The organism is Streptomyces galbus, assembly GCF_005280195.1.
Classification (GTDB): domain Bacteria; phylum Actinomycetota; class Actinomycetes; order Streptomycetales; family Streptomycetaceae; genus Streptomyces; species Streptomyces galbus.
In genome coordinates, this window is the sequence record NZ_SZPR01000011.1 from 317,209 (window position 1) to 335,577 (window position 18,369).

Consider the following 18,369-nt stretch of genomic DNA (forward strand, 5'->3'; position numbering starts at 1 on the left):
GAGCCGTGGATTCATGACCCTGGCGGTCCGAGTCATCCCCTGCCTGGACGTGGACAACGGCCGGGTCGTCAAGGGCGTCAACTTCCAGAACCTGCGCGACGCGGGAGACCCCGTCGAGATGGCGAAGGTCTACGACGCCGAGGGCGCCGACGAGCTGACGTTCCTGGACATCACCGCCTCGTCGGGCAACCGCGAGACCACCTACGACGTGGTGCGCCGCACCGCCGAGCAGGTGTTCATCCCGCTGACCGTCGGCGGCGGCGTGCGCAGCGCGGAGGACGTCGACAAGCTGCTGCGGGCCGGCGCGGACAAGGTGGGCGTCAACACGGCCGCCATCGCGCGGCCGGAGCTGATCCGAGAGATCGCCGAGCGGTTCGGCAGCCAGGTGCTGGTGCTGTCGGTGGACGCCCGCCGCACACAGGACGGCACCTTCGAGGTGACCACCCACGGCGGCCGCCGGGGCACCGGCATCGACGCCGTCGAGTGGGCGCACCGGGCGGCCGAGCTGGGCGCCGGCGAGATCCTGCTGAACTCGATGGACGCCGACGGCACCAAGGACGGCTACGACCTGGAGATGATCGCGGCCGTCCGCAAGCACGTCACGGTCCCGGTGATCGCCTCCGGCGGCGCCGGCCGGCTCGCGGACTTCGCCCCGGCGGTCGCCGCGGGCGCCGACGCGGTGCTCGCCGCGTCCGTGTTCCACTTCGGCGACCTGCGCATCGGCGAGGTCAAGCAGGCCCTCGGCGCGGCCGGCCACCCCGTGCGCTGACCGCCTCCGCCCCGGACCTGACCGGGGGAGAGGGCGGCCGGGCGGGTCAGATCCCGAGCTGCTTGCCCGTCCGGAGCTGCTCGATGGCGTTCTCCTCGCCCTCCAGGTCCACCGTGGCGGCGCTCAGCCGTCCGTACAGGAACAGCAGCAGCTCGGACGGCTCGCCCGTCGCCGTCACCACGGGCGTGCCGCGGTTGGCGACCGCCGTGCGGCCGTCCGGGCGGCGCAGCACCAGGCCGGTGGCCGCGCCGCGGCCCGTCAGCCGGGCCGTGCGCTCCAGCCGGGTCCACAGGGCGTCCTGGAACACCGGGTCCAGCGGGCGCGGCGTCCAGTCCGGCTGGGCCCGGCGTACGTCCTCGGTGTGGACGTAGAACTCGATGATGTTCGACGCCTCGTCGATCTGCTTGAGCTGGAAGGGTGAGAAGCGCGGCGGGCCGGTGCGGATGAGCTGGATCAGCTCCTCGTACGGCTTGGCCGCGAACTCCTCCATCACCCGGTCGAGGCGGGAGGCGAGCTGCTTGATCAGGATGCCCCCGGCGGCGTCCGGGCGCCGCTCCCGCACCACCACGTGCGCGGCCAGGTCACGGGTGAGCCAGCCCTCGCACAGCGTCGGGGCCTCGGGACCGGCGGTTTCCAAGAGGTCGGCGAGCAGGAGCCGTTCACGCTTGGCGAAGGTCGACATGGGGCCAGCCTACGACCACCCCGCGGACGCGGCACCGGTGTTGTCACCTGCGCGCGGCACAATGGCACCCATGACCAGCACCGACCGGCCCAGCGACCTCGACCCGCGGATCGCGGCGCGCCTCAAGCGCAGCCCCGACGGCCTCCTGCCCGCCATCGCCCAGCAGTACGACACCGGTGAGGTGCTGATGCTGGGCTGGATGGACGACGAGGCGCTGCACCGCACCCTCACCACCGGCCGCTGCACCTACTGGTCTCGCAGCCGCCAGGAGTACTGGGTCAAGGGCGACACCTCCGGGCACGTCCAGTGGGTGAAGTCCGTCGCCCTCGACTGCGACGCCGACACCGTCCTCGTCAGGGTCGACCAGGTCGGCGCGGCCTGCCACACCGGCGCGCGCACCTGCTTCGACACCGATGTGCTGCTCGCGGACGCCGGTTCCGGCGCCGCGGCCCGCGGTCAGTAGGGTCGGCCGTCATGGACCTCGAGACGTTCCGCAAGCTGGCCGCCGACCGGCGCGTGATCCCGGTCACCCGCAAGCTCCTCGCCGACGGCGACACCCCGGTCGCCCTGTACCGCAAGCTCGCCGCCGAGCGCCCCGGCACCTTCCTGCTGGAGTCCGCCGAGAACGGCCGCACTGCGTATCTGTGGTCTCGGTACTCCTTCGTGGGCGTGCGCTCCGCCGCGACGCTCACCTCCCGCGACGGCCAGGCCGCCTGGCTCGGCACCCCGCCGGTCGGCGTCCCCACCGACGGCGACCCGCTCGCCGCCCTGCGCGCCACCCTCCAGGCCCTGCACACCCCCCACCAGGAGGGCCTGCCGCCCTTCACCGGCGGCCTGGTCGGCTACCTGGGCTACGACGTCGTCCGCCGCCTGGAGAAGATCGGCCCCGGCGAGCGCGACGACCTGCGGCTGCCCGAGCTGACCATGCTCCTCACCAGCGACCTCGCCGTGATGGACCACTGGGAGGGCTCGGTCCTGCTGATCGCCAACGCGATCAACCACAACGACCTCGACACGGGCGTGGACGAGGCGTACGCCGACGCGGTGGCACGTCTGGACGCCATGCAGGCGGACCTCTCGCGCGCCGTCCCCCAGCCGCCCGCCGTCCTGCCGCCCTCCGAGCTGCCCGAGTACACCGCGCGCTGGGGCGGCCCCGACTTCCAGCGGGCCGTGGAGGACGTCAAGGAGCGCATCCGCGCGGGCGAGGCCTTCCAGGTCGTGCCCTCGCAGCGGTTCGAGACCCCGTGCACGGCGAGTGCCCTGGACGTCTACCGGGTCCTGCGGGCCACCAACCCTTCGCCGTACATGTACCTGTTCCGCTTCGACGGGTTCGACGTCGTCGGCTCGTCCCCCGAGGCCCTGGTCAAGGTCGAGGACGGGCGGGCCATGGTCCACCCCATCGCCGGCACCCGGCACCGCGGGGCGACACCGCAGGAGGACCAGGCGCTCGCCGAGGAGCTGCTCGCCGACCCCAAGGAGCGCGCCGAGCACCTCATGCTGGTCGACCTCGGCCGCAACGACCTCGGCCGGGTCTGCGAGCCCGGCTCGGTGGAGGTCGTGGACTTCATGTCCGTCGAGCGGTACTCCCACGTGATGCACATCGTCTCCACGGTCACCGGCACCGTCTCCGCGGGCCGCACCGCCTTCGACGTGCTCACCGCCTGCTTCCCGGCGGGCACCCTCTCCGGCGCCCCCAAGCCCCGCGCGATGCAGATCATCGACGAGCTCGAACCCTCCCGGCGCGGCCTGTACGGCGGCTGCGTCGGCTACCTCGACTTCGCCGGCGACTCCGACACCGCCATCGCCATCCGCACCGCCCTGCTGCGCGACGGCACCGCCTACGTGCAGGCGGGCGCGGGCGTGGTCGCCGACTCCGACCCGGTCGCCGAGGACCAGGAGTGCCGCAACAAGGCGGCCGCGGTCCTGCGGGCGGTGCACACGGCGAACCGCCTGCGCGCGTAGACCCCCGCGCGCGATGGGGCGCGTCTCACGCAACCCCGGGTGACCGTTCGCCCGGGGTTCGGGCGACACTGGAGCACGTGACTGCCGTACCGCACCCCCGAACCGAAGCCGACGGCCCCGCGCGGGCCGGCCGCCGGAGCCTCGCCGTCGCCCTGCTGAGCGGAGCGCTCGGCGCGGCCGTGGCGCTCCTCGCCACCCGGCAGCGCTGGTCGGAGGGCACCGCCACGGTGGCCGGCGGGTCCTTCCCGCTGACCGCCCGGGGCAGCGACGTGACCGGCGTCCCCGCCGCGCTGGCCATAGTGGGCCTCGCCGCGCTGGTCGCCGTGTTCGCCGTCCGCCGGGCCGGCCGCCTCGCGGTCTCCGCGCTGCTCGCCCTGTCCGGCCTCGGCATCGTCGTCGCCGCCCTGGTCGGCGCCTCCGACTCCGGCGCGCTCGACGAGCAGGCCGCCCAGGCATCCGGGGACACCTCCGCCACGGTCGCCTCCTTCAGCCACACCGCGTGGCCGTACGTGGCGGCCGCCGGCGGCCTGCTGATCCTGCTGGCCGGCCTGCTCGCCCTGCGCTACGGCCGCCTGTGGCCGGGCATGTCCGGCCGCTACGAGCGCGGCGGTGCCCCCCGCCCCCGGCGCGTGGCCCCGGTCGACCCCGACCGCCCCGAGGACATGTGGAAGGCGTTGGACCGCGGCGAGGACCCCACGGGCGCCGACCCCGCCTGAGCGCAGGCCCGGGTGTGGCGCATCAGACGCCGTCGGGATGCCACCCCCGCTCATTCCGCGCCCGGTCGTGCGGGACAATGGGCGGGGGTGTCCGGCACGGGTCCGGACGAACCCCGTAGGACACAGCGCGCACGACACGTTCGGCACGTTCGACACGTCACAGCAACGAGGAGCAAGTCATGGCGGGCAGCAGCCACGGTCACACCCCGGCCGCGTGGACCGGTGTCATCATCGCCTTCATCGGTTTCTGCGTCGCGGGCACGTTCATGGTGGCTGCCCAGCCGGCCGGTTTCTGGGCCGGCATGGCGATCGTGCTGCTCGGTGGTGTGGTCGGCGCGATCATGCGCGCCATGGGCCTCGGCCAGCCGAAGGAGCAGCACCCGGTGCACCAGGTGTCGGCGACCCGCGAGCCGGCCGGCGCCGAGGGCTGAGTTCCCCGCACGCCTGTCCGGGCGGCGGCCGGTGACCCCACCGGCCGCCGCCCGCGCGCGTACCGGCCGGTGCGCGGCACAATGCGAGGCGTGGAAGCAGACCAGCACAGCGTGACCACGGACCCCCGCACGGCGCGGCTCGCCGTGCCCGCCGGGGTCCTCGCCGCCGTCGCCGGGGCCTTCGCCTACGTCGGCGCGGTCGACCCGAACGCCCCGGGCCACTACCCGCTGTGCCCGCTCTACGCCGCCACGGGCCTGTACTGCCCCGGCTGCGGCGGGCTGCGCAGCGCGCACGCGTTCGTGCACGGCGACCTGCTCGGCGCCCTCCAGGACAACGCCGCGGCCGTGCTGGCCTACCTGGGCTTCGCCGTCGTGTGGACCGTCTGGGTGGTCCGCGCCGCACGCGGCCGGCCGGCCGGGATCCGGCTCGGGACGGCGCACCTGTGGACCCTGGGCGCGTTCCTGCTGGTCTTCACCGTTGTCCGGAACCTGCCCTTCGGTGGCTGGCTGCGTCCTTGATCATGACCGGGTGTCCAGGTACTGGGACCCCGGCGACCGGATGCGGGGCCCCGCCCCCGCTCCGGATACCATCGCAGTGACCATGGGTATCCCCGCTGGTCGCTGCAATCGTCCACCGTCAGGAAGGGGGCCGCTCGCGTGAGTGTGCTCGACGAGATCATCGACGGAGTCCGGGCCGACCTCGCGGAGCGGCAGGCGCGCGTCAGCCTCGACGAGCTCAAGGAGCGCGCGGCGAAGGCCCCCGCGGCCAAGGACGGCGTGGCCGCGCTCAAGGGCGACGGCGTGAAGGTCATCTGCGAGGTCAAGCGCTCCAGCCCGTCCAAGGGCGCGCTGGCCGCGATCGCCGACCCGGCGGCCCTCGCCGCGGACTACGAGGCGGGCGGCGCCGCCGTCATCTCGGTGCTCACCGAGCAGCGTCGGTTCGGCGGCTCGCTCGCCGACCTGGAGGCGGTCCGCGCGCGCGTGGACATCCCGGTCCTGCGCAAGGACTTCATCGTCACCTCGTACCAGCTCTGGGAGGCCCGCGCGTACGGCGCCGACCTCGCCCTGCTGATCGTGGCCGCCCTCGACCAGCCCGCGCTGGAGTCCCTGATCGAGCGCGCCGTCTCCATCGGCCTCACCCCGCTCGTCGAGGTCCACGACGAGGACGAGGTCGAGCGCGCGGTCGACGCCGGTGCCAAGATCATCGGCGTCAACGCCCGCAACCTCAAGACCCTCGAGGTCGACCGCGCCACCTTCGAGCGCGTGGCCCCCGAGATCCCGGACACCCTGGTCAAGGTCGCCGAGTCCGGCGTCCGCGGCCCGCACGACCTGATCGCCTACGCCAACGCCGGCGCGGACGCCGTCCTGGTCGGCGAGTCCCTGGTCACCGGCAAGGACCCCAAGGCCGCGGTGGCGGACCTGGTCGCCGCCGGCGAACACCCGGCACTGCGGCACGGGCGCGGCTGATCCCGCTAGGCTTGCCCCGATGACTTGCACCGTGACGACCGTGGACCGGCACGCGCGCCTGGCGCGCGGCTGCCGCCCACGCGGCTGCCGCGCCCCGGCCCGCCGCGTGCACGGCCGCCGTGTCCGGTACGTCATCGGGTCCGAGCCCGGCCAGGTGAACGGGCGTCGATGGCAGCGCGCCCCCAGGGGCGCGGGACCGGATCGATCCGCGGCTGCCGCCGCGCGTGGCTGACGAGCCCTGACGGGCTCGCCGCCGGCCGGTCCCCCCTGCCCCCACGGCGAACAGTGATCCACCCACACTCACCGTGAGGTATCCGCATGCCCAGCGACTTCTTCATCCCCGACCCGGACGGCCAGGTCCCGAGCGCGGAAGGCTACTTCGGCGCCTTCGGCGGCAAGTTCATCCCGGAGGCCCTCGTCGCCGCCGTGGACGAGGTGGCCGTCGAGTACGACAAGGCCAAGCACGACCCCGAGTTCGCCCGTGAACTCGACGAGCTGCTGGTGAACTACACCGGCCGCCCCAGCGCCCTCACCGAGGTGCCCCGCTTCGCCGAACACGCCGGGGGCGCGCGCGTGTTCCTGAAGCGGGAGGACCTCAACCACACCGGCTCCCACAAGATCAACAACGTGCTCGGGCAGGCCCTGCTCACCCGGCGCATGGGCAAGACCCGGGTCATCGCCGAGACCGGCGCGGGCCAGCACGGCGTCGCCACGGCCACCGCCTGTGCCCTGTTCGGCCTCGAGTGCACGATCTACATGGGCGAGATCGACACCCAGCGCCAGGCGCTCAACGTGGCCCGCATGCGCATGCTCGGCGCCGAGGTCGTCGCGGTGAAGTCCGGCAGCCGCACCCTGAAGGACGCCATCAACGAGGCGTTCCGCGACTGGGTCGCCAACGTCGACCGCACCCACTACCTCTTCGGCACGGTCGCCGGACCGCACCCCTTCCCGGCGATGGTCCGCGACTTCCACCGCGTCATCGGCGTCGAGGCGCGGCGCCAGCTCCTGGAGCGGGCCGGCCGGCTCCCCGACGCCGCCGTCGCCTGCGTCGGCGGCGGCTCCAACGCCATCGGCCTGTTCCACGCCTTCCTCCCCGACGCCTCGGTCCGCCTGGTCGGCTGCGAGCCCGCCGGGCACGGCGTGGAGACCGGCGAGCACGCGGCGACCCTGACCGCGGGCGAGCCCGGCATCCTGCACGGCTCGCGCTCCTACGTCCTGCAGGACGACGAGGGCCAGATCACCGAGCCCTACTCGATCTCGGCCGGCCTGGACTACCCGGGCATCGGCCCGGAGCACTCCTACCTCAAGGACACCGGCCGCGCCGAGTACCGCGCGGTCACCGACGACGCCGCCATGCAGGCCCTGCGCCTGCTGTCGCGCACCGAGGGCATCATCCCGGCCATCGAGTCCGCGCACGCCCTCGCCGGCGCCCTGGAGGTCGGCCGCGAGCTCGGCCCCGAGGGCCTGATCGTGGTCAACCTGTCCGGCCGCGGCGACAAGGACATGGACACCGCGGCCCGCTACTTCGGGCTGTACGACACCGACGCCGAGGTCGCCGCCGACGAGGCGGACATCGCCGAGATCGAGGGGGACGCCAAGTGAGCGGGAACATCCGGCTGTTGACCGACACCCTCGCCGCCGCCAGGGCGGAGGGGCGGTCCGCGCTCATCGCCTACCTGCCCGCCGGGTTCCCGACGGTGGACGGCGGCATCGAGGCCGTCAAGGCCGCCTTCGACGGCGGCGCGGACGTCGTCGAGGTGGGCCTGCCGCACAGCGACCCGGTCCTCGACGGCCCGGTCATCCAGACCGCCGACGACATCGCCCTGCGCGGCGGCGTCCGCATCGCCGACGTGATGCGCACGGTCCGCGAGGCCCACGCCGCCACCGGCAAGCCGGTCCTGGTCATGACGTACTGGAACCCCATCGACCGCTACGGCGTCGAGCGGTTCACCGCCGAGCTGGCCGAGGCGGGCGGCGCCGGGGCGATCCTGCCGGACCTGCCCGTGCAGGAGTCCGCGCTGTGGCGGGAGCACGCCGAGAAGCACGGCCTCGCCACGGTCTTCGTCGTGGCGCCCAGCAGCAAGGACGAGCGGCTCGCGCAGATCACCGAGGCGGGCAGCGGGTTCGTCTACGCGGCGTCGCTGATGGGCGTCACCGGCACCCGCGAGTCCGTCGGCGCGCAGGCCCAGGACCTGGTCGAACGCACCCGGGCCACCGGCACCGACCTGCCGGTCTGCGTCGGTCTGGGCGTGTCCGACGCCGCGCAGGCCGCCGAGGTGGCCGGCTTCGCCGACGGCGTCATCGTCGGGTCCGCGTTCGTGAAGCGGATGCTGGACGCCCCGGACCACGCGGCCGGCGTCGAGGCGGTGCGCGCCCTCGCGGGCGACCTGGCCCAGGGCGTGCGCGGCCGGGCGTGACCCGCTGACCGGCGACGACGCCGGAAGATCCGGTCACTCGAACGGGTGGACCTGGAGCCGGGGAGGCGCGCTGCGCCTCCCCGGTTCGTTTCCGGGGTGTGAGCGAGAAGAATCGTGAGGGAAAGCGCACCGCCCGGCAGCGGCTGGCGGTCGAGCGCGAGAAGCAGAAGGCCTCGGAGCGGCGCCGGCGCACACTGATCGTCGCGGCGAGCGTGGTGTGCGTACTGGGCCTGGCCGCCGTGATCGGCGTCGTCGCGGCGAACGCCGGCAAGGACCACAAGAGCGAGAGCTCCGGCCCGGTGGTGGCGCCCTCGGGCGCCCAGGGCAAGGACGCCCTCGCGATCCCCGTCGGCAAGGACGGCGCGAAGTCCACGCTCACCGTGTGGGAGGACTTCCGCTGCCCCGCCTGCAAGGCCTTCGAGACGGCGTACCGCTCGACGATCCACGAGCTGACCGACGCCGGCCGGCTCAAGGTGGAGTACCACCTGGCCACCCTCATCGACGGCAACATGGGCGGCAGCGGCTCGCGCACCGCGGCCAACGCGGGGGCCTGCGCCCAGGACGCGGGCAAGTTCACCGCGTACCACGACGTGCTCTACGAGAACCAGCCCGTGGAGACCGACGACGCCTACAGCAGCAAGGCCGAGCTCATCGACCTGGCCGGCAAGGTCCCGGGCCTGGTCACCCCGTCGTTCCGCACGTGCGTGGAGGACGGCACCCACGACAGCTGGGTGGCCAAGTCCCAGGCGGCCTTCCGCAGCGGCGGCTTCACCGGCACGCCGACGGTCCTGCTGAACGGCAAGAACATCTACCAGGACCGCACCATGACGCCCGCCAAGCTGAAGCAACTGGTCGAGCAGGCGGACCGGAACCAGGGGTAAGGGGCGTTCTCACCCGCCTGTTATGGACCCGTAGCCGGGCTGCCCGCCCCCCGCCCGGCCCGGCACGGTAGCGTCGACCCTGCCATGGAACTTGCCTACATTCCCAGCCCGTCGCGCGGGGTCCTGCACCTCGGTCACGTTCCGCTGCGCGGCTACGCCTTCTGCATCATCATCGGCGTCTTCGTCGCCGTCTGGCTCGGCAACCGGCGCTGGATCGCGCGCGGCGGCCGCGCCGGCACGGTGGCCGACATCGCCGTCTGGGCGGTGCCGTTCGGCCTCGTCGGCGGGCGGCTCTACCACGTGATCACGGACTACGAGCTGTACTTCAGCGCGGGCCGCGACTGGGTGGACGCCTTCAAGGTGTGGCAGGGCGGCCTCGGCATCTGGGGCGCGATCGCGCTCGGCGCGCTGGGCGCGTGGATCGGCGCCCGGCGCCGGGGCATCCCGATGCCCGCCTACGCCGACGCCGTCGCCCCCGGCATCGCGCTGGCGCAGGCGATCGGCCGCTGGGGCAACTGGTTCAACCAGGAGCTCTACGGGCGCAAGACCGACGTGCCGTGGGCGCTGCACATCACGTCCTCGGCGGACGGGCGGGTGCCCGGGTACTACCACCCGACGTTCCTGTACGAGTCCCTGTGGTGCGTGGGCGTGGCCCTGCTGGTGATCTGGGCCGACCGGCGGTTCAGGCTGGGGCACGGGCGGGCGTTCGCACTGTACGTCGCCGCGTACTGCGTGGGCCGGTTCTGGATCGAGTACCTGCGCGTCGACGACGCCCACCACGTCCTGGGCCTGCGGCTGAACAACTGGACCGCGCTGGTCGTGTTCCTGCTCGCGGTGACGTACATCGTGGTGTCGGCGAAGAAGCGGCCGGGCCGCGAGGAGGTCGTCGAGCCGGGCGCCTCCGCCGACGGGACGGCCGCCGACGGAACCTCCGCCGCGGACGGGGCCGACGGGGCGTCCGAGAAGGCGGGCGAGGGCGAGGGCAAGTCCGGCGGGAGCGACGCCGGGCCCGGCACCGGACCCGCCGACCTGACCAAGACCGACGAGGGGGCGACCCCCGCCGAGGACGGGGCCGGGACCGAGGTCCGGGCCGAGACCGGGTCGGCCGGCGGCAAGAAGAGCTGACGGCCGGTCCCGCACGGTCCCGAGGGCGCCCGGAGTGTTCCGGGCGCCCTCGGTGTGTCCCGGGGTGTCTCACACGCGGTGGGCCAGGGACAGGGTGCGCCGGGCCGTCGCCACCACCGCCGCGTCGATGAACGTGCCGTTCGGCAGGGCCTGGGCGCCCTGGTGGGCGCGGGCGGCGCGGAGGATGTGGTGGGCCTCCTCGATCTCCCGCGGGGTGGGCAGGTAGGCCCGTTCGATCACCGGGAGCTGGCGGGGGTGGATGGCCGCGCGGCCCACGAAGCCGAGGGCCCGGCCGTGGGCGCAGGAGGCCGCGAGGCTCTCCAGGTCCCGGGTGTCGGGGTGGACCGACTGGGGCGGGGCGGGCAGGCCGGCCGCGCGGGCGGCGACCACGATCCGGGAGCGGCACCAGTCCAGGCCCCGGTCGTCGCGCAGGCCCAGGTCGGCCCGCAGGTCCGCCTCGCCCAGGGAGATGCCGCGCAGCGCGGGGTGGGCGCCGGCGACGGCGTGGGCGTGCTCGATGCCGAGGGCGGTCTCCAGCAGGGCGTACAGCGGCGGGGTGTCCGCGTCCGGCGGGGTCGCCGCGGCCGCGATGTTCCTGACCTGCTGCGGCGAGGTCACCTTGGGCAGGCGCAGGCCCGCCAGGCCGGGGAGGTGGGCCAGCGCCTTCAGGTCCAGCGGCGCGTGCGGGCCGTCCAGGGCGTTGACGCGGACGTGGACCGGGACGGGCTGCGGGTCGCGCAGCCGTTCCGCGGTGGCCTCGCGGGCGTACTCCTTGCGGTCGGGGGCGACCGCGTCCTCCAGGTCGATCACGACCACGTCCGCGCCGGAGGCCAGCGCCTTGGTGACCACCCGGGGGCGGTCGCCGGGGACGTACAGCCAGGTCAGCGGGCACGTCGTCACAGGGCGCCCGCTTCCCGCAGGGCCGCGATCTCGGCCGGGGCGAGGCCCAGTTCCGTGAGCACCGCGTCGGTGTCGGCGCCGTGCGGGCGGCCGGCCCAGCGGATCGCGCCGGGCGTCTCCGAGAGCCGGAACAGGACGTTCTGCATGCGCAGCGGGCCGAGTTCGGGGTCGTCGACCGTGGTGACCGTGTGCAGGGCCGTGTACTGGGGGTCGGCCAGCACGTCCCGGACGTCCTGCACGGGCGCGATCGCCGCCTCGGCCTTCTCGAAGGCGGCCAGGACGTCGGTGCGGGTGCGGGCGGCGATCCAGCCGCCGACCGCCGCGTCGAGGACGTCGGCGTGGGCGGCCCGCCCGGCGCCGGTCGCGAACCAGGGTTCGTCGATCAGCTCCGGGCGGCCGACCAGGCGCATCACGCGTTCCGCGACGGACTGGGCCGACGTCGAGACGGCGACCCAGCAGCCGTCGGCGGTGCGGTAGGTGTTGCGCGGGGCGTTGTTCGCGGAGCGGTTGCCGGTGCGCTCCTGGACGTAGCCGAGCTGGTCGTACCAGGTCGGGTGCGGGCCGAGGACCGCGAGGATCGGCTCGATGATCGCCATGTCGACCACCTGGCCCGCGCCGGTGTGCTCGCGGGCGGCCAGGGCCGTCATCACCGCGTAGGCGGTGGCCAGGCCCGCGATGGAGTCGGCCAGGCCGAACGGCGGCAGGGTCGGGGGCGCGTCCGGTTCGCCGGTGAGCGCGGCGAAGCCGCTCATCGCCTCCGCGAGGGTGCCGAACCCGGGGCGGTGCGAACTCGGCCCGAACTGGCCGAAGGCGGTGACCCGGGCGAGCACCAGGCGCGGGTTGGCGGCCGACAGCTCCGGCCAGCCCAGGTCCCACTTCTCCAGGGTGCCGGGGCGGAAGTTCTCCACGACCACGTCGGCCGAGGCGGCGAGGCGCAGCAGGGTGGCGCGGCCGCCGGGGGTGGACAGGTCCAGTGTCATGGTGCGCTTGTTGCGGCCGAGGACCTTCCACCACAGGCCCACGCCGTCCTTGGCGGGGCCGTGACCGCGGGACGGGTCGGGCCGGGTGGGGTGCTCGACCTTGACGACCTCGGCACCGAAGTCGCCGAGCAGGGTGGCCGCGAGGGGCCCGGCGAACAGGGTGGCGAGGTCCAGGACGCGCAGTCCGGCCAGCGGGAGGCGGCTCATGAGGCGTACCCCGCGTCGATCTCGGAGCGGTGCGGCATGGACGCCGAGGCGCCCGGGCGCTGCACCGACAGGGCGGCTGCCGTCGCCGCCCAGGCCAGGGCCTCGCGGACCGGGCGTTCCTCGCCGAGCGCCACGGCCAGGGCGCCGACGAACGTGTCGCCCGCGCCCGTGGAGTCCACGGCGGTGACCCGCGGCGCGGGCACGGCGACGGGCTCCTCGCCGCGGGCCGCGTACAGGACGCCGGACTCGCCGAGCGTGACGACCACCTCCGGGACGACCTCCAGCAGGGCGATCGCCGCCTGGAGCGGGTCGGTGCGGCCGGTGAGGGTGGTGGCCTCGTGCTCGTTGGGCACCAGCAGGTCGGTGGCGTCGAACAGGTCGGGCGGGAGCGGCTGGGCCGGGGCGGGGGTGAGGATCGTGCGGACGCCGTGCGCGCGGGCGGTCCGGGCGCCCGCGACGACCGCGGCCAGGGGGATCTCCAACTGGAGCAGCAGCGCGTCGGCGGAGGCGATCAGGCCCTCGTCGCCGGGGGCGAGCCGCTCCACGGTGCCGTTGGCGCCGGGGACGACGACGATGGAGTTGCCGCCCTCGTCGTCGACCACGATGTGCGCGGTGCCGGAGGGGCCCTCCACCGTGCGCAGGTGGTCGGTGCTGACGCCGGAGTGCTCCAGCGCGGAGCGCAGCCGGCCGCCGAAGGCGTCGTCGCCGACGGCGCCGATCAGCGAGACGGTGCCGCCCGCGTGGGCGGCGGCGACGGCCTGGTTGGCGCCCTTGCCGCCGGGGACGGTGCGGAACTCCCGCCCGGTGACGGTCTCTCCGCGCAGCGGTGCCTTCTCGACGTACGCCACGAGGTCCATGTTGGTGCTGCCGAGCACGACGATGTCGGTCATGGGCGGGAAGCCTCCCGGTGGGTGAGCTGAGCCAGGGTGTCGAGGCCGGTGCCGTCGAACCCGGGCACGGAGGTGGCCAGGCGGTTCTTGAGGGGGGCCGTCCAGCGGTCGGGCAGGGCGGCGGGGGAGCCGGCGAGCAGCCCGGCCACGCCGCCGGCCGTGGCGCCGTTGGAGTCGGTGTCCCAGCCGCCGGACACGGCCCGGCAGACGGAGCCGGTGAAGTCGCCGTCCGCGTGGGTGAGGGCGGCGGCGGTCAGGGCGGTGTTGGGCAGGGCGTGCACCCAGTGGTGGGCGGGGGAGTAGCGGGCGTGGAGCGCGTCGACGACCGCGTCGAAGTCCTCGTGCCGCTCGGCCAGGTGCACGGCGTCGGTGACGGCCCGCGCGAGGCGGGAGCGGGGCGGGACGACGGTCAGGCCGGTGCGCAGGCAGGCGTGGACGTCGTGGGTGCCGGTCGCGGCGGCGGCGACGACGGCGGCCATGAACATCGCGGCGTAGACGCCGTTGGCGGTGTGGGTCAGGACGGCGTCGCGGTGGGCCTGTTCGGCCGCGGCGGCCGGGGCGCCGGGGTTGGTCCAGCCGTGCACGTCGGCGCGGATCAGCGCGCCGATCCACTCGCGGAACGGGTTGCGGTGGCGGGCGGTGTGCGGGGGCTCGATGCCGCTGAGCAGGTTGCGGTAGGCGATCCGCTCGGCGGTGAAGGTGCGGCCGGCGGGGAGTTCGTCCAGCCACAGCCGGGCCACGTCGGCGGTGGTGAAGGACCGGCCGTGGCGCTGGAGCAGCAGCAGGTTCAGCAGCGGGTAGTCGAGGTCGTCGTCCTCGGGCATCCCGTCGATGTTCTCGGCGAGGGAGGTGGCGGCCGAACGGCGGTTCCAGGGGTGGGCGAGGAGCAGGTCGGCGGGGACCCCGCGGGCGGTGAAGTACCCGGACAGGGGCCAGTTGCCGGCCGCCCGGGCCAGGGCGCGGATCGCGTCCAGGGGCAGCTTCTCGACGGGCTTGCCGAGCAGGCAGCCCACGGCCCGGCCGAGCCAGGCCGCCTCGTAGCGGGCCGCATCGGGCACCCGGGCCTCGGCCGGCGCCGGCCAGTCGGGGCACAGGGACCTGATCCGGCCGAGGTCGGTCGGCTCGTCCTCGTCCAGGGCGCCGGGCAGTTCGGCCAGTTCGTCCAGCAGGTCCTCGGCGAGCAGGCGCAGGTAGCGCGAGGCCCCGCCGGGGGACGCGCCGGCGGTCCGGGGGGCGTCCGGGCCGCCCGCCGCCTTCCAGCGCGCGGCGATCCGCGACGGTTCGCGGCCGTCCAGGGCCGCCTGGCGCAGCTCGTGGCCGAGGAGGTCCTCGGGCTGGACCCAGGTCACGCGGAGCATCGGGCGCCTCCCAGCACGGTGAAGGCCGCCTCGTGGGCGCGGCGCCGCTCGACGTCCCGGGCGAAGACCTCGCGGGCCACCCCGGTGAGGACGCGGGCCGGCTCCGCCAGGTCCAGGTGGCTGGCCTCGGCCACCTGCTCGGCCCACTCTTCGGGGGCGGGCGAGCCGAGCGCGCCCGCCACCGCGCCGGCCATCGTGGCGATGGAGTCGCAGTCGCGGCCGTAGTTCACGGCGCCGAGGACCGCTTGCCGGTAGTCGCCGCCGGCGGCCACCACCATGCCCAGGGCGACGGGCAGTTCCTCGATCGCGTGCAGGCGGGACGGCCGCCGGGCGCCCAGCGAGGGGGCGCGGTAGTCGGGGCCGACCGTGTCGTAGGGGGTCACGGCCTCGCGCAGGGGGCGCAGGGCCGACTCGGTGTCGGTGTGCCGGGCGGCCGCCTCGCAGACCCGCTCGACCGCGGTGCGCGTGCCGTCCTTCGCCACCGCCAGGCAGGCCCCCACTACCGACTCCGGGGTGGCGCCCGGGGCGCAGGCCGCCGCGACCGCGGCGGCGAACACCCCGGCCGCCTCCCGGCCGTACGACGACTGGTGGGCGCCCGCGACGTCCAGCGCCTCGGCGTACGCGGCGCGCGGGTGGGCCGCGTTCACCAGGCCGACCGGTGCCATGTACATCGCCGCACCGCAGTTGACGATGTTGCCGACGCCGGCCTCGCGCGGGTCGACGTGGCCGTAGTGCAGCCGGGCCACCAGCCACTTCTCCGCGAGGAAGATCCGCTGCAGCGGCAGGGCCTCCGCCTCCAGCTCCGGGATCCAGCGGGGCGTGGTCATCAGGTCGGGGACCAGGTGGTCGGCGACCGCGTAGGCGTCGAGGTGGTCGCGGACGCGGGCGTAGACCCGGACCAGCGCGTGGGTCATCAAGGTGTCGTCGGTGACGTGTCCGTCGCCCTTGTGGTACGGCGCGAGGGGGCGGGCGGTGCGCCAGGCGTCGCCGTTCCAGGGGCCGACGACGCCGTGGACGCGGCCGCCGTGGCGTTCGAGGATCTGGTCGGGGGAGTAGCCCTCGACCGGTCCGCCGAGGGCGTCGCCGACGGCCGCTCCCACCAGTGCGGCGGTGATGCGGTCGTCCAGCGCTACCCCGGGGATTTCTGCCGGTTTGTTCACCATGGGCAGAATCATCCCCTCGGTCGGGGCCGTTGGAGGGCTTCCAGGAGTTCGGCGAGTTCCACCAGGTCCGTCCCGGTGAGCCGGGGCAGGGCGCAGCCGGACAGGGTGCGGCAGGCGGCGCGCCAGGACGCGGGGATCGCGGCGCCGCCGCCCAGCGCACCGGTGAGGGCGCCCGCGAGGGCCGGGGCGGAGTCGGCGACCCGGGACAGGCACGCGGCGGCGGGCACCGCCTCGGCGATCCGGCCGCCCGCGGCGAGGGCGAGGGCCAGGGCGACCGGCACGGTCTCGGCGGCCGCGATGCCGTAGCTGTAGACGTGGTCGACGATCTGGTGCTCCAGCAGCGGGACCAGGGCGAACGCGCCCTCGGCGGTACGGGCGAGGGTGAGCGCCTGGCGGGCGTTGCGGCCGATCTCGGTGGCGTCGGGGAGCTGGCCGAGGGCGGCCTCGGCGCAGGCGGCCGGGGGTGCGCCGGACAGGGCCAGGGACACCGCCGCCGCCATCGCCCGCGCGCCGTGCACGCCGTCGCCGTCCTGGGTGTAGCGGGCGTCGAACTCGGCGAGGTCGGCTGCCGCGCCGGGGTCCCCCGGGTGGGCGACGGCGAGGACGCAGGCGCGGACGCAGGCGGCGTCGTCGAAGTAGTGCGGGTTGTCGTGGCCGGTGGCGGGCGGGCGCAGACCGGCGGCCAGGTTGCCGAGGCCGGCCCGCACGGAGATCCGGGCCCGCAGGGGCAGGACGGCGGACTCGACCTCGGGGGCGCGGTCCGCGGCGGCGGCGACCTCGGCGGCCACGGCGTTCCACGTGAGGTCGATGGCGGCGCGGGTACGGCGCTCCCGGCTGAGGTCGCCGAGCGCGGCGTCGTCACCGGCGCGCAGGAGCGCCTCCGCGGCGAAGGCCGCCCACTCGGCGTCGTCGGACGGGCCGAGGCGCAGGGGTTCGGGGGGCTGGTTGAGGGCGATCGGGACGGGGAGGGTGGTGGTCGCGTTCTGCTCGGCGAAGGTGTCCAGCTCGCGGGTGAGGCGGCGGGTCCACTCCGGCATGCGGGCGGCGCGGTGGCGGGCGGCGGGCCACCCGGCGGCGTCGCCTGCCGCCAGGCCGAGCAGGAGACCTTGGATGCGGTGCCCGTGCCGGGGGGCGGTGACTACGGCCTCGGCTTCGCCGTCGGCCCTTTTGCTCCTACCCGCACCACCCGTACAACTCTCGTCGTCGGGTGCGAGTGGCCCCGGTGGGGGGTTCTCGCCGTCGGCGGCCGCGGGGGCGAAGGACAGGGTCATCCCGCTGCTCCCGCCTCAGTGTCGGCCACCAGCGCGAAGTCGGCGGGTCGCGGCGGCTCAGCCCTTCCCGGATCCGCCGACGCCGCCACCCCCGCTCCCCACTTCTCGCCCTCCCCGGGGACCAGGAGTTCCGCCACGTCCAGGACGTGGTGGCCCCTCATCGACGGGAGGCAGGTGCCGCGGGCCGGGCCGATGGCGGTGGACCAGGCCCGGGGGACCGCCGCGATGCCCTGTGTCGCGCCGGCCAGGGCGCCGGCGACCGCGGCCGTCGTGTCGGCGTCCCGGCCCATGTTCACCGCGGTGAGCACCGCGTCCCGGAAGTCCCCGTCGGCCGCCGCGTACGCGCCGAAGGCCAGGGCGACCGCCTCGGGCGCGAGGTCGGTCCAGGGGTAGCCGCCGATGACCACCGCCGAGCGCACGGCCCGTTCGCCGCGGTGGGCGACGGCCACCGCGCGGCGCAGGGAGCGGGCCGTCCAGGAGTCCTCCGGCACCACCGCCAGCGCGGAGGCGATCACCGAGTCCACCGGTGCCCCGGCCATCGCCGCCGCGACCCCCGCGGCCACCGCCTGGCCGCCGTAGATGCCCTCGCCCTCGTGGCTCACCGAGCCGTCGATCGCGACCAGCCGGGCCGCCTCCGCGGGGCGGCCCGCCGCGAAGACGCCGAACGGCGCCGCCCGCATCGCCAGCCCGTCGCTCCAGGCGTGGCGGTGCTGCGCCGAGATCGGCGCGGCCAGGCCCCGGCGCAGGTTCTCCAGCGTGCCCCGCTCGCTGAAACCGGCCCCGCGGAACGGGCCCTCGGCCCGGTCGGCGATCCACGCGTGCCAGGCCGCCTCCACGTGGGCCGGGGTCAGCGCGGAGCCGTGGCGGGCGAGCAGCAGGCCGGAGAAGATCGCGTACTCGGTGTCGTCCGTGCCGGCCGGGCGGTCGGTGACGTAGCCGGTGATGCGGCCCCAGCGGGCGCGGATCTCGGAGGGGCGCAGGTTCTCCGCGGGGGCGCCGAGGGCGTCGCCGACGGCGAGGCCGAGCAGGGCGCCGCGGGCGCGGTCGCGGAGGTCGGCGGCGTCCCCGGGCGCCGGGACCGTGGGGATGCGGGCGGTCGTTGCCATGCCTCGGCCTCTCCAGAGGTGGGACGAGGGTCCGCCGGGCCGCG

20 protein-coding genes are annotated in these 18,369 nt (G+C 75.2%); 12 read left to right on the forward strand and 8 right to left on the reverse strand.

Annotated elements, in window-relative coordinates; genetic code table 11:
• Nucleotides 1-13: 13 nt before the first annotated feature.
• Nucleotides 14-769: an imidazole glycerol phosphate synthase subunit HisF gene (gene hisF / locus E4U92_RS12495; RefSeq protein ID WP_137300401.1), complete on the forward strand. Its 756-nt coding sequence runs from the start codon at nucleotides 14-16 to the stop codon at nucleotides 767-769.
• Nucleotides 770-815: 46 nt separating this feature from the next.
• Here hisF and E4U92_RS12500 read toward each other — a convergent pair whose 3' ends face one another.
• Entirely contained in the window at nucleotides 816-1,451 is a 636-nt protein-coding gene (locus E4U92_RS12500) for a TIGR03085 family metal-binding protein (protein WP_137300402.1), read from the reverse strand.
• A gap of 61 nt (nucleotides 1,452-1,512) precedes the next feature.
• On the opposite strand from E4U92_RS12500, the gene hisI reads away from it, so the two are divergent.
• The 11 genes from hisI to lgt all read left to right on the forward strand — a co-directional run bounded on the left by hisI (nucleotide 1,513) and on the right by lgt (nucleotide 10,450).
• Entirely contained in the window at nucleotides 1,513-1,914 is a 402-nt protein-coding gene (gene hisI / locus E4U92_RS12505; protein ID WP_137300403.1) for a phosphoribosyl-AMP cyclohydrolase, read from the forward strand.
• An 11-nt stretch (nucleotides 1,915-1,925) separates the two neighbouring features.
• Nucleotides 1,926-3,413 (forward strand): anthranilate synthase component I, encoded by a 1,488-nt coding sequence (locus tag E4U92_RS12510; protein WP_137300404.1) that lies wholly within the window; start codon nucleotides 1,926-1,928, stop codon nucleotides 3,411-3,413.
• Between the two features lie 68 nt (nucleotides 3,414-3,481).
• The gene (locus E4U92_RS12515; protein WP_137300522.1) at nucleotides 3,482-4,129 is read left to right on the forward strand and encodes a TIGR02234 family membrane protein; all 648 of its coding nucleotides are present in this window, start codon (nucleotides 3,482-3,484) and stop codon (nucleotides 4,127-4,129) included.
• Nucleotides 4,130-4,308: 179 nt separating this feature from the next.
• A complete protein-coding gene (locus tag E4U92_RS12520; protein ID WP_137300405.1) occupies nucleotides 4,309-4,560 on the forward strand; it encodes an HGxxPAAW family protein in 252 nt (83 codons plus the stop codon).
• A gap of 81 nt (nucleotides 4,561-4,641) precedes the next feature.
• Nucleotides 4,642-5,079, forward strand: coding sequence for a DUF2752 domain-containing protein (locus E4U92_RS12525; RefSeq protein WP_137300406.1), 438 nt, complete (start codon nucleotides 4,642-4,644; stop codon nucleotides 5,077-5,079).
• Between the two features lie 138 nt (nucleotides 5,080-5,217).
• On the forward strand, nucleotides 5,218-6,027 hold the full coding sequence (trpC, locus tag E4U92_RS12530) for an indole-3-glycerol phosphate synthase TrpC (RefSeq protein ID WP_137300407.1): 810 nt from the start codon (nucleotides 5,218-5,220) through the stop codon (nucleotides 6,025-6,027).
• A 19-nt stretch (nucleotides 6,028-6,046) separates the two neighbouring features.
• Nucleotides 6,047-6,259 (forward strand): tryptophan biosynthesis modulator TrpM, encoded by a 213-nt coding sequence (gene trpM, locus E4U92_RS37235; protein ID WP_137300408.1) that lies wholly within the window; start codon nucleotides 6,047-6,049, stop codon nucleotides 6,257-6,259.
• A gap of 86 nt (nucleotides 6,260-6,345) precedes the next feature.
• Nucleotides 6,346-7,629, forward strand: a complete 1,284-nt coding sequence (trpB, locus tag E4U92_RS12540) for a tryptophan synthase subunit beta (RefSeq protein WP_137300409.1) — start codon at nucleotides 6,346-6,348, stop codon at nucleotides 7,627-7,629.
• Nucleotides 7,626-8,444: a tryptophan synthase subunit alpha gene (gene trpA, locus E4U92_RS12545; protein ID WP_137300410.1), complete on the forward strand. Its 819-nt coding sequence runs from the start codon at nucleotides 7,626-7,628 to the stop codon at nucleotides 8,442-8,444. The genes trpB and trpA overlap by 4 nt, the downstream gene beginning before the upstream one ends.
• Nucleotides 8,445-8,542: 98 nt before the next feature.
• Nucleotides 8,543-9,325: a DsbA family protein gene (locus E4U92_RS12550; protein WP_137300411.1), complete on the forward strand. Its 783-nt coding sequence runs from the start codon at nucleotides 8,543-8,545 to the stop codon at nucleotides 9,323-9,325.
• An 84-nt stretch (nucleotides 9,326-9,409) separates the two neighbouring features.
• The gene (gene lgt, locus E4U92_RS12555; RefSeq protein WP_137300412.1) at nucleotides 9,410-10,450 is read left to right on the forward strand and encodes a prolipoprotein diacylglyceryl transferase; all 1,041 of its coding nucleotides are present in this window, start codon (nucleotides 9,410-9,412) and stop codon (nucleotides 10,448-10,450) included.
• A 69-nt stretch (nucleotides 10,451-10,519) separates the two neighbouring features.
• Here lgt and E4U92_RS12560 read toward each other — a convergent pair whose 3' ends face one another.
• From E4U92_RS12560 to E4U92_RS12590, 7 genes are read right to left on the reverse strand one after another with little or no spacing between them, the layout of a single operon-like run.
• The gene (locus E4U92_RS12560) at nucleotides 10,520-11,350 is read right to left on the reverse strand and encodes an HpcH/HpaI aldolase/citrate lyase family protein (RefSeq protein WP_137300413.1); all 831 of its coding nucleotides are present in this window, start codon (nucleotides 11,348-11,350) and stop codon (nucleotides 10,520-10,522) included.
• Nucleotides 11,347-12,537, reverse strand: a complete 1,191-nt coding sequence (locus E4U92_RS12565; protein WP_137300414.1) for a CaiB/BaiF CoA transferase family protein — start codon at nucleotides 12,535-12,537, stop codon at nucleotides 11,347-11,349. Before E4U92_RS12565 ends, E4U92_RS12560 begins: the two co-directional genes overlap by 4 nt.
• Entirely contained in the window at nucleotides 12,534-13,427 is an 894-nt protein-coding gene (gene rbsK / locus E4U92_RS12570; protein WP_137300415.1) for a ribokinase, read from the reverse strand. Before rbsK ends, E4U92_RS12565 begins: the two co-directional genes overlap by 4 nt.
• A complete protein-coding gene (locus E4U92_RS12575; RefSeq protein WP_137300416.1) occupies nucleotides 13,424-14,785 on the reverse strand; it encodes an ADP-ribosylglycohydrolase family protein in 1,362 nt (453 codons plus the stop codon). The genes rbsK and E4U92_RS12575 overlap by 4 nt, the downstream gene beginning before the upstream one ends.
• A complete protein-coding gene (locus E4U92_RS12580; protein WP_137300417.1) occupies nucleotides 14,773-15,948 on the reverse strand; it encodes an ADP-ribosylglycohydrolase family protein in 1,176 nt (391 codons plus the stop codon). Before E4U92_RS12580 ends, E4U92_RS12575 begins: the two co-directional genes overlap by 13 nt.
• A gap of 8 nt (nucleotides 15,949-15,956) precedes the next feature.
• Nucleotides 15,957-17,219: an ADP-ribosylglycohydrolase family protein gene (locus E4U92_RS12585; protein ID WP_137300418.1), complete on the reverse strand. Its 1,263-nt coding sequence runs from the start codon at nucleotides 17,217-17,219 to the stop codon at nucleotides 15,957-15,959.
• Nucleotides 17,216-18,325 (reverse strand): ADP-ribosylglycohydrolase family protein, encoded by a 1,110-nt coding sequence (locus E4U92_RS12590; RefSeq protein WP_137300419.1) that lies wholly within the window; start codon nucleotides 18,323-18,325, stop codon nucleotides 17,216-17,218. Before E4U92_RS12590 ends, E4U92_RS12585 begins: the two co-directional genes overlap by 4 nt.
• Nucleotides 18,326-18,369: the final 44 nt, after the last annotated feature.

Bases quoted from the DNA above. Each gene is read 5' to 3' on its own strand.
- E4U92_RS12590 (WP_137300419.1), bottom strand. From the start codon at position 18,325: ATGGCAACGACCGCCCGCATCCCCACGGTCCCGGCGCCCGGGGACGCC.
- E4U92_RS12525 (WP_137300406.1), top strand. From the start codon at position 4,642: ATGCGAGGCGTGGAAGCAGACCAGCACAGCGTGACCACGGACCCCCGC.
- E4U92_RS12580 (WP_137300417.1), bottom strand. From the start codon at position 15,948: ATGGTGAACAAACCGGCAGAAATCCCCGGGGTAGCGCTGGACGACCGC.
- E4U92_RS12500 (WP_137300402.1), bottom strand. From the start codon at position 1,451: ATGTCGACCTTCGCCAAGCGTGAACGGCTCCTGCTCGCCGACCTCTTG.
- hisF (WP_137300401.1), top strand. From the start codon at position 14: ATGACCCTGGCGGTCCGAGTCATCCCCTGCCTGGACGTGGACAACGGC.
- lgt (WP_137300412.1), top strand. From the start codon at position 9,410: ATGGAACTTGCCTACATTCCCAGCCCGTCGCGCGGGGTCCTGCACCTC.
- E4U92_RS12565 (WP_137300414.1), bottom strand. From the start codon at position 12,537: ATGAGCCGCCTCCCGCTGGCCGGACTGCGCGTCCTGGACCTCGCCACC.
- E4U92_RS12575 (WP_137300416.1), bottom strand. From the start codon at position 14,785: ATGCTCCGCGTGACCTGGGTCCAGCCCGAGGACCTCCTCGGCCACGAG.
- E4U92_RS12510 (WP_137300404.1), top strand. From the start codon at position 1,926: ATGGACCTCGAGACGTTCCGCAAGCTGGCCGCCGACCGGCGCGTGATC.
- E4U92_RS12585 (WP_137300418.1), bottom strand. From the start codon at position 17,219: ATGACCCTGTCCTTCGCCCCCGCGGCCGCCGACGGCGAGAACCCCCCA.
- trpB (WP_137300409.1), top strand. From the start codon at position 6,346: ATGCCCAGCGACTTCTTCATCCCCGACCCGGACGGCCAGGTCCCGAGC.
- E4U92_RS12520 (WP_137300405.1), top strand. From the start codon at position 4,309: ATGGCGGGCAGCAGCCACGGTCACACCCCGGCCGCGTGGACCGGTGTC.
- trpM (WP_137300408.1), top strand. From the start codon at position 6,047: ATGACTTGCACCGTGACGACCGTGGACCGGCACGCGCGCCTGGCGCGC.
- rbsK (WP_137300415.1), bottom strand. From the start codon at position 13,427: ATGACCGACATCGTCGTGCTCGGCAGCACCAACATGGACCTCGTGGCG.
- hisI (WP_137300403.1), top strand. From the start codon at position 1,513: ATGGCACCCATGACCAGCACCGACCGGCCCAGCGACCTCGACCCGCGG.